The organism is Rossellomorea vietnamensis NBRC 101237, from assembly GCF_001591825.1.
Classification (GTDB): domain Bacteria; phylum Bacillota; class Bacilli; order Bacillales; family Bacillaceae_B; genus Rossellomorea; species Rossellomorea vietnamensis.
The window spans coordinates 1-8,720 of the sequence record NZ_BCVQ01000085.1; the positions used below are offsets into that span (position 1 = coordinate 1).

At 44.7% G+C, this 8,720-nt stretch carries 11 protein-coding genes and 1 other RNA gene; 5 read left to right on the forward strand and 7 right to left on the reverse strand.

The genetic code is table 11. From position 1 onward, the window contains the following. Positions 1–413: 413 nt before the first annotated feature. Positions 414–890 carry a PaaI family thioesterase gene (locus BVI01S_RS21455; RefSeq protein WP_061811511.1) on the forward strand — a complete coding sequence of 159 codons (477 nt, stop codon included), beginning with the start codon at positions 414–416 and terminating at the stop codon, positions 888–890. A 69-nt stretch (positions 891–959) separates the two neighbouring features. On the opposite strand, the gene BVI01S_RS21460 is transcribed toward BVI01S_RS21455, so the two are convergent. The 7 genes from BVI01S_RS21460 to tadA form a co-directional block, all read right to left on the reverse strand. Continuing rightward, complete coding sequence (locus BVI01S_RS21460) at positions 960–1,223, reverse strand: pro-sigmaK processing inhibitor BofA family protein (protein WP_034766123.1); 264 nt, start codon at positions 1,221–1,223, stop codon at positions 960–962. A gap of 62 nt (positions 1,224–1,285) precedes the next feature. After that, positions 1,286–1,504: a YaaL family protein gene (locus BVI01S_RS21465; RefSeq protein WP_034766121.1), complete on the reverse strand. Its 219-nt coding sequence runs from the start codon at positions 1,502–1,504 to the stop codon at positions 1,286–1,288. A 17-nt stretch (positions 1,505–1,521) separates the two neighbouring features. Next, positions 1,522–2,118 (reverse strand): recombination mediator RecR, encoded by a 597-nt coding sequence (gene recR / locus BVI01S_RS21470; RefSeq protein ID WP_034766119.1) that lies wholly within the window; start codon positions 2,116–2,118, stop codon positions 1,522–1,524. An 11-nt stretch (positions 2,119–2,129) separates the two neighbouring features. Beyond that, entirely contained in the window at positions 2,130–2,456 is a 327-nt protein-coding gene (locus tag BVI01S_RS21475) for a YbaB/EbfC family nucleoid-associated protein (protein ID WP_375162873.1), read from the reverse strand. 28 nt (positions 2,457–2,484) lie between these two features. Next, a complete protein-coding gene (dnaX, locus tag BVI01S_RS21480; RefSeq protein ID WP_061811512.1) occupies positions 2,485–4,173 on the reverse strand; it encodes a DNA polymerase III subunit gamma/tau in 1,689 nt (562 codons plus the stop codon). 151 nt (positions 4,174–4,324) lie between these two features. Continuing rightward, an RNA gene (gene ffs / locus BVI01S_RS21485) (signal recognition particle sRNA large type) lies at positions 4,325–4,589 on the reverse strand. Between the two features lie 98 nt (positions 4,590–4,687). Then, a complete protein-coding gene (tadA, locus tag BVI01S_RS21490; protein ID WP_034766114.1) occupies positions 4,688–5,182 on the reverse strand; it encodes a tRNA adenosine(34) deaminase TadA in 495 nt (164 codons plus the stop codon). Between the two features lie 82 nt (positions 5,183–5,264). Between tadA and BVI01S_RS21495 the strand changes: the two genes are divergently transcribed. From BVI01S_RS21495 to BVI01S_RS21510, 4 genes are all read left to right on the forward strand, one after another. Further along, on the forward strand, positions 5,265–5,804 hold the full coding sequence (locus tag BVI01S_RS21495; protein WP_034766112.1) for a cysteine hydrolase family protein: 540 nt from the start codon (positions 5,265–5,267) through the stop codon (positions 5,802–5,804). A 78-nt stretch (positions 5,805–5,882) separates the two neighbouring features. After that, the gene (locus BVI01S_RS21500) at positions 5,883–7,169 is read left to right on the forward strand and encodes a glycoside hydrolase family 18 protein (RefSeq protein ID WP_061811513.1); all 1,287 of its coding nucleotides are present in this window, start codon (positions 5,883–5,885) and stop codon (positions 7,167–7,169) included. Positions 7,170–7,388: 219 nt separating this feature from the next. Then, positions 7,389–8,045, forward strand: a complete 657-nt coding sequence (locus tag BVI01S_RS21505) for a deoxynucleoside kinase (protein ID WP_060675048.1) — start codon at positions 7,389–7,391, stop codon at positions 8,043–8,045. Further along, the gene (locus BVI01S_RS21510) at positions 8,029–8,697 is read left to right on the forward strand and encodes a deoxynucleoside kinase (protein WP_034766108.1); all 669 of its coding nucleotides are present in this window, start codon (positions 8,029–8,031) and stop codon (positions 8,695–8,697) included. Before BVI01S_RS21505 ends, BVI01S_RS21510 begins: the two co-directional genes overlap by 17 nt. Positions 8,698–8,720: the final 23 nt, after the last annotated feature.

Consider the following 8,720-nt stretch of genomic DNA (forward strand, 5'->3'; position numbering starts at 1 on the left):
GTTTCGTTAGGCTCTCTTGAGCACCTCTTAAATATAACATTTTTCGATATGAAGCGTCAAGCTTTTTTTGAAATTTGTTTCTCGCCTTGTTTTGGCGACAAGGAATATAATAGCATCTTCTTCTATTAATAGTCAATACTATTTTTCATCTTTTCTTCATTATTTCTGAAAGGGTTTCTGTTCCCTCTATTCTTCTTTAAATGGAACCTCCCTTTCATCCAATTATAGGAGTACACATCCGGTGCCCTTGGTAGCCTCGGATACTCCATAAATAGTTTCATCGTATTGTATTGAAGTTGATAGTATTTTCTACTCTATATTGGTGAAATGAGAGAAATATATAATAGAGGAATTTCAGATCGTTTATAGAAGTGTACTTATAGATAGAGTTTGTGTCGAAGGGAGAAGTTAATATGAATGAAGTCATTCGTGCCATCCAGGATGATTACCCTGATGATTTTGCATGGTGCTACGGGTGTGGACGACTTAATGAAGAGGGGCATCATTTTCGTACGGGCGGTGAAGGGGATCAAACCGTCACCATCTATACTCCAAAACCGGAACATACTGCTTTACCGGGCTTTGTGTATGGCGGATTGATTGCCTCTTTAATCGATTGTCACGGTACCGGCTCAGCAGCAATCGCTCTTCATCGGAAAAATGGCGGGGAGATCGGGGACGGTCAGGAACCTCCCCGCTTCGTGACGGCTTCCCTGCAAGTTGATTTCATGAAACCCACTCCACACAATGTTCCTTTAAAGGCAGTAGGAACGGTTCACGAGATTCATCCGAAGAAGTTTAAAGTAGAAACAGAAGTGTTCGCAGAAGGGAATTTATGCGCACGGGGAGAAGTAGTGGCGGTGGTCATGCCAAAAACATTCGTCAAATAAAAAGCAGTCAAGACCCGGGTAACCTTCACCTGGATCTTGACTGCTTTTTCAATCGGCTTTACCTGACTGCTATAATATCCACATTTGAATCACCGTAAGTCCCACTACCCCCGGAATACCCAATATCCCTGAAATAGATGAGGTGGCGACGTTAATCGGAACGTGAATTCCGTACTGACTTCCAAAAGCGTTCAGGAAAAATAAAAATAGTGCTCCGATCATGACCTTCATGGCGACTTGTCCAACAAACCGCAATGGCTTGATGGGCGTCCCCGTCGCTAACAGCAGTACAATCAGACCGCTGATCACCGCTATGACGATAACTGGGCTCATACCATTCTCTCCTCTCAACAAAGAACATATATAGTCTCTTATTGAAAAGATATGATGGTTGTCTACCTTTTTATGACGATCTTTCTATGTTTCGCTTCCCTAAAAAGAAAAAAATATTTGGCTTCTGCGATTTTTGAATGACAATGGATGTTCAAATTATAATCCACACTCATCTCTTCTATGGAACGCTGCTGATTCCAATGATCCTTTGTTTCGTCTAAAACGTGAAGTAAGGATTGGTCATACTCTTTTTTCAGCTTTCCTTTTTTCCTGAAAAACATTGGTATCCTCTCCTTCGTTAAACGTCTCTTCTTCCTTCCAGGGCTTTCGATAACGTTACTTCGTCTGCATATTCCAGATCACCGCCGACAGGAAGTCCGTGGGCGATCCTTGTGATCCTGATACCGGATGGTTTGACGAGTCGGGAGATGTACATGGCTGTCGCTTCCCCTTCGATATTGGGGTTGGTTGCCAGGATGACTTCCTGGACTTCATCACTTTGAAGTCGTTTGATGAGGTCAGGTACATTAATGTCTTCAGGTCCGATCCCATCCATCGGGGAGATGGCTCCATGAAGCACATGGTATTGTCCGTTATACTCTTTCATCTTCTCCATAGCGATGACGTCTTTAGGGTCCTGTACGACACAGATGATGCTGCGATCACGCCTTTGATCTTCACAGATATAGCAGGGGTCTTGATCCGTTATGTGCCCGCAGACGGAGCAGTAACTCAAGTTTCGTTTTGCATTGACCAGCGCTTTCGCAAAGTCCAATACGGTATCCTCTTTCATACTAAGAACAAAAAAAGCCAGGCGGGCCGCAGTTTTCGGCCCGATTCCCGGCAGTTTCATAAAGCTGTCGATCAGCTTTGATATAGGCTCAGGATAATGCATATGTTTGCCTCCTAGAACATTCCCGGTAGGTTCATTCCTTTAGTGAACTGACCCATGGTTGAGTTCGTTAGTTCGTCCGCTTTCTTCAGTGCATCGTTAGTCGCTGCAAGAACCAAGTCTTGTAACATTTCTACATCATCGGGATCAACCGCTTCTTCGTTGATTTTCACATCAATGACTTGTTTATGGCCGGACACGATGACTGTTACCATTCCGCCGCCTGCTGTTCCTTCGATTTGCTTTTCACCCAGTTCTTCCTGAGCTTCCGCCATCTTCTTTTGCATTTTTTGCATTTGCTTCATCATGTTTTGCATATTTCCATTTCCACGCATCATCATCATTACCTCCAGTTTATTATTGAAACTATTAATCGTTAAGTTCTATTAAATCCATACCGACCAGCTTTTCAGCTTCCGTTAAGAGAGAATCTTCTTCTTGATTTCCGCTGGATGAATCCCCATCCTCTGTTTTCGAATTCCGGATGAAGTCTTCCCTAATGGACATCCACTGATCCTCAGGAATCCCAATAGCCGCATAGCTATTTCCCGTTAATTCTTCCAAGATGGAAGCAATCGCGGAAGTGAAAGCTTGATTCTCCATTGCCATCTGACAATGGATATCATATTTGAATTTTAACACAAATGAGCCGTTTGTTGCTGCTACAGGTTCAGCATCATTTAATAATGCAGACTGCGAACGCATCTGACGCTGATTGAGGGTTTCCACCATGTCTCCCCATCGGCTCTTGATAAGATTGAGATCTTCTTTCGTGGCCGTTCGGAGCACTTCCTGAATCTTACCGGTAGGGGCACGGAATCCCTTCTTCGCCCTGATCGGTTTTTTTGCTGCCTGTGCAGCGGGCTCCGCTTGGACCTTGACTCCATTTGCCTTCAGCTGTTCGACCTCTTTTTCAAGAAGGTTAATCTTTTTCATCAAATCATTCACTTCCGGCGAAGAAGCCGATACGGGCGCTTCCATCTGACATAGCTTCACAATGGAAACCTCCAGATAAATCCGGGCATGGTTCGTAAACTTCATTTCCTGACCGGCCTGATTCAGGACGTCAATGTACTGATAGATCTGTCCAGGCTGGGTACGCTCCGCCAATTCTTTGAAATCATCGTCGAGCATGACCCGTTCCAGTGATTCCTCCAGGTTCGGTGCGGTCTGGTATAACAGCATGTCCCTGAAATAAAGGATGAAGTCCTCTGCAAACCTCGCCGGGTCCTTCCCTTGAAACAGGAGCTCTTCCAGGGCCCCTAAACCAGTTGTAACATCTCGTTCCAGGATGGCCTTTGCCAGAGTATTCAAGTAACCTTGAGAAACGGCTCCCGTTACCGTCAGGGCATCGTCGACCGTGACCCGGTCCTGACTGAAGGAGATCGCCTGATCGAGAAGGCTGAGAGCATCCCGCATACCTCCCTCGGCAGCCCTTGCAATGATCGTCAGGGCATTTTCCTCAAAATTCACGCCGGATTCCGTGGCAATATGACTCATTCTTCCCACAATATCCATGGCTGTGATCCGTTTAAAGTCAAATCGCTGACAGCGCGAAATGATGGTCAGAGGAATCTTATGGGGTTCGGTCGTAGCCAGGATGAATATGACATGCTTAGGCGGCTCCTCCAATGTTTTCAGAAGCGCATTGAATGCCCCGATGGATAACATATGAACTTCATCAATGATGTAGACTTTATACTCGACAACGTTTGGAGAATATTTGACTTTATCCCGGATGTCCCGGATCTCCTCCACCCCGTTATTGGAGGCGGCATCGATTTCAATGACATCAGGGATCGAACCGTCCGTGATCCCTTTACATGCATCGCACTCATTGCAAGGTTCCGCTACAGGGGAACGTTCACAGTTAACGGCTTTTGCCAGAATCTTCGCTGCACTCGTCTTCCCTGTCCCTCTTGGTCCCGAGAATAAATAGGCATGGGAAATCTTCTGATGAAGGAGGGCATTTTGCAACGTTTTCGTTACATGCTGCTGTCCCACTACATCAATAAATGACTGAGGACGCCACACACGATATAAAGCTTGATATGCCAAAATACTCCCCCCTCTTTTTATGTACTATAGTGTCTCTATTATAACGTAATGTAAATCCCTTTTACAAAGAAAACCGGAGATCAATTTAAACCTTTACACAAACAAAAAACTCATCCGGAAATGGATGAGTTGTTGTATATAAATGAAACTGCCGTGCACCTTTCGTCGACAAGCATCCATAGGCGTTACTCAAGCAGTTAGCTCGGCCCAGGCAACCCTGCGGCACATGGGAGCTTCCACTTAATGCTGCTTCCTTCCGGACCTGACATGGTTCATGGATTCCCATTGCGCAGGACCCAGGCGTCAACACCACTTACTTGAGGCAGGCCCTACAGAGTGCGAGCCTCGGAAAGGAATTCGGTCTCGCTGGAGCGGATTGCGAGTACAGGGCACCGCTACCTCCCCACCTAGCACGGCAAAATTGATACCATATTTAGTTGCGTCATTAGTGCGACGCAAAATTAAGTATACTAGGATTTACGGTAAAAAGCAATGATGGAATGCTGTAAGTTATTTACAGACTATCCATCCTCTTTTTCTTCTCACTTTTCTTCCGATCCCTCAATCCTTTAAAAAATCGGGACAGGATTCCTCCACACTCTTCCGACAATACCCCAGGCAATACTTCACACTGGTGATTAAACCGATCATCCTCTAGTAAATTCATCAACGTCCCGGCACAACCCGCTTTCGGATCCTTTGCCCCATAAACGACTTTCTCTATTCTCGATAGGAGGATGGCCCCGCTGCACATGGGACAAGGTTCAAGGGTGACATAAATCTCCGCTCCTTCAAGACGCCAAGTGCCAAGCTTCTCACATGCCTCTTGGATCGCCAATGTTTCGGCATGGGTAATGGCGTTTTGGCTCGTTTCCCTCAAATTATGGGCCCGGGCGATGATTTCGTCATCCATCACAATCACGGCGCCAATCGGGACTTCCTGGATGGCGGCGGCTTTCTCTGCTTCTATCAGTGCTTCTTTCATAAACTGTTCTTCTCTAATACCCATTGTGTACTCCTGTAAATTTATTTCTCAATCCTTTATAAAATATCCCGATTCACACCAAACTATAGTGGAAAGGGGCTTTCACATGATACCTAACGATACTGCTCTTCTGGTCATCGATATTATGAATCCATTTGACTTTAAACACGGGGAAACGTTGGCGCAACACACCTCAAAGATTGTCGATCCCATTAACTCCCTGCGTCGCTATTGCATGAAACATCAGCTTCCTACCATCTATATTAACGACCATTACGAGCTTTGGAAAGCAGATTACAAAGAGATCTATAAGAAATGTCATAATAAGACGAGCGACCCGATCATGACTCCTCTCCAACCGATGGAAGACGATTACTTTCTTATTAAACCGAAGCATTCTGCCTTTTATGGTACGGCATTAAACACGCTTCTTCACCACTTATCTGTCAAGAACCTGATCATCACAGGGATTGCCGGTAATATATGTGTACTCTTCACAGCCAATGATGCCTATATGAGAGAGTTTAACCTGATGGTGCCCGGCGACGCCATCGCTTCTGTCAGTGAAGAAGATAATCACTACGCCTTGACGATGATGAAAAATGTCTTAAAAGCAAAGATTGATCCTACCGGCGGGATTTTATAAAATTTCCGGCAGAAAACATATTCAAACCACCCTTCTCATACGCTGATTATAGTGAATGAATTAGAGGAGGGTTTGTTTATGCAAATACATGTTGTCCAGCCGAACCAATCTTTATTTGGTATCGCTCAAGCGTATGGATCAACAGTTAAGGATATAGTGGACGCTAATCAATTGCCGAACCCCAATAATTTAGTGATCGGCCAATCACTTGTCATCCCGATTATAGGAAGTTTTTATTTTGTTCAACCCGGGGATAGTCTTTGGGGAATCAGTCAAAAGACGGGCGTCCCTTACCAGGAACTTGCAAGGGTGAACGGGATTTCCCCTAATCAGCCTCTACAGGTGGGGACTCGTTTATACATCCCACAGAAGCCTAAGGTGAAAGCGGAGTTTAATGGCTATGTTGAGCCATACGGAAAGGAAGTGGCCCCGAACCTTGAACAAAGCGCCAAGGAAGCCGCCCCCTACCTCACGTATCTCGCTCCATTCAGTTTTCAGGCGAAGCGGGATGGCACTTTGAAAGAACCTCCCCTCGGAAATCTCATTCAAACCGGGAAAGACAATAATAATGTCATGATGATGGCCATCACCAACCAAGAGGAAGGGACATTCAGTGATGAACTGGGCAGAATTCTATTAACCGATCAGAACATCCAGAATAAGTTCCTGGATAACGTCGTCCAAACCGCCAAGAAGTATGGATTCAGGGATATTCACTTCGACTTTGAGTACTTACGTCCACAGGACAAAGAAGCCTACAACCAATTTTTACGAAAAGCGAAGGCACGCTTCAATCAGGAAGGATGGCTGCTCTCCACCGCCCTTGCTCCAAAGACCAGCGCGGATCAAAAAGGGAAATGGTATGAAGCACATGATTATAAAGCCCATGGTGAAATTGTCGACTTCGTGGTCATCATGACGTATGAGTGGGGTTACAGCGGCGGTCCCGCCATGGCCGTATCCCCTATCGGACCGGTGAGGGATGTTCTTGAGTATGCTGTTTCCGAGATGCCCCCATCCAAGATTCTCATGGGGCAGAATTTGTATGGTTATGACTGGACACTTCCTTTTGTACAGGGAAGCACAGCCAAAGCCATCAGTCCGCAACAGGCAATCCAGATAGCCGCTGATAACAATGTTAAAATCGATTATGATCAAAAAGCGCAGGCACCATTCTTCAAGTACCGTGATGCAGGCACCGGAAAGGATCATGAAGTTTGGTTTGAAGATGCAAGGAGCATCCAGGCCAAATTCGACCTTATGAAAGAGTTGAAATTGAGGGGGATGAGCTATTGGAAGCTCGGTCTGCCTTTCCCTCAAAACTGGCTGTTAATTTCCGACAATTTCAACGTTGTGAAAAGATAATTAATAGAAGCTGATGCATAGGTAAATCTATAAACACCTATTCATCAGCTTTTTATGTGCGTCTTCATAAAATTCCCTTACAGGAAGCCGATACAATGAAGGTGATGTGTTTTATCTATACAGGAAATATCCTGAACAAACCATCCATATATTGTGTTACAATAATTCCTGTCGTAATTTTTCACACTATATTCGAGAGTAATATGAGGAGGACAATTAATGGGGCGCATTCCTTTCATTACCGTTGAAGGCCCGATTGGAATAGGAAAAACCTCTCTTGCAAAAGCGATTTCCGATCATTTTCAATTTCACCTACTTAAAGAAATCGTAGATGAAAACCCATTCTTAGATAAGTTTTATGATGACATTGAAGAGTGGAGCTTTCAAACAGAGATGTTTTTCTTATGCAATCGATATAAACAATTAGAAGATATCGAGAAACACTACTTATCTCAGAACAAATCTGTCGTTGCAGATTATCATATTCTTAAAAACATCATCTTCGCAAAACGCACATTGAAGGATGAACAACAATTCAAGAAATACCTCAACATCTATGACATCCTGACTTCAGACATGCCGAGACCCAATGTGGTCATTTACTTGAACGCAAGCTTGGATACGCTCCTGAAGCGCATCGAAAAAAGAGGACGTGATTTTGAAAAGAAAATCAGCCCTCTATACCTGAAACAGCTATCACTGGATTATGAAGAATATATGAATACATTCGAAGAAACACACCCGGATATCCCTGTTCTTCGCTACAATGGCGACCACGTAGACTTTGTTCAAAACAAAGAGGATCTGGATCATATCCTTACTCAATTAGAAACTACACTGAAAAAAGGAGTTCACTATCATGAATCTTCGCACTAAATACGGGATCCCGAACAATGCCGTGATCACCATTGCCGGAACGGTCGGTGTCGGGAAATCCACGATGACAAACGGATTGGCTAACGCTTTGGGCTTCCGGACGTCATTTGAAAAAGTGGATACCAATCCATATCTTGATAAATTTTATCAGGACTTTAAAAGCTGGAGCTTCCACCTTCAAGTCTACTTCCTGGCAGAACGCTTTAAAGAACAGAAGAAAATCTTTGAATACGGCGGCGGCTTTATCCAAGACCGCTCGATCTACGAGGATACAGGCATATTCGCACGCATGCATTATGAAAAAGGGAATATGAGTGAAATCGACTATGAAACCTATACAAGCCTATTCGATGCCATGGTCATGACGCCATACTTCCCTCACCCTGATCTGTTGATTTACCTTGAAGGATCCATTGATCATATCGTGGACCGCATCAAAGAGCGGGGGCGCCCGATGGAACAGCAAACGCCTGTTGCCTACTGGGAGGAAATGCACGAGCGCTACGAAAACTGGATCAATTCATTTAACGCGTGTCCCGTCTTAAGACTCGACATCAGCGAATACGATCTCGTCAACGACCAAAACTCCATCGAACCAATCGTCGAAAGAATCGGCTACTTCATCGAACAGACGAGAATGTTAAAGAGCTGAATAAAGAAAAGACTACTCTGCGG

What these genes read in the sequence shown, in the direction of transcription:
- BVI01S_RS21455 (WP_061811511.1), top strand. Translation starts at nt 414, where the DNA reads ATGAATGAAGTCATTCGTGCCATCCAGGATGATTACCCTGATGATTTT.
- BVI01S_RS21460 (WP_034766123.1), bottom strand. Translation starts at nt 1,223, where the DNA reads ATGAGCCCAGTTATCGTCATAGCGGTGATCAGCGGTCTGATTGTACTG.
- BVI01S_RS21465 (WP_034766121.1), bottom strand. Translation starts at nt 1,504, where the DNA reads ATGTTTTTCAGGAAAAAAGGAAAGCTGAAAAAAGAGTATGACCAATCC.
- recR (WP_034766119.1), bottom strand. Translation starts at nt 2,118, where the DNA reads ATGCATTATCCTGAGCCTATATCAAAGCTGATCGACAGCTTTATGAAA.
- BVI01S_RS21475 (WP_375162873.1), bottom strand. Translation starts at nt 2,456, where the DNA reads ATGATGATGCGTGGAAATGGAAATATGCAAAACATGATGAAGCAAATG.
- tadA (WP_034766114.1), bottom strand. Translation starts at nt 5,182, where the DNA reads ATGGGTATTAGAGAAGAACAGTTTATGAAAGAAGCACTGATAGAAGCA.
- BVI01S_RS21495 (WP_034766112.1), top strand. Translation starts at nt 5,265, where the DNA reads ATGATACCTAACGATACTGCTCTTCTGGTCATCGATATTATGAATCCA.
- BVI01S_RS21500 (WP_061811513.1), top strand. Translation starts at nt 5,883, where the DNA reads ATGCAAATACATGTTGTCCAGCCGAACCAATCTTTATTTGGTATCGCT.
- BVI01S_RS21505 (WP_060675048.1), top strand. Translation starts at nt 7,389, where the DNA reads ATGGGGCGCATTCCTTTCATTACCGTTGAAGGCCCGATTGGAATAGGA.
- BVI01S_RS21510 (WP_034766108.1), top strand. Translation starts at nt 8,029, where the DNA reads ATGAATCTTCGCACTAAATACGGGATCCCGAACAATGCCGTGATCACC.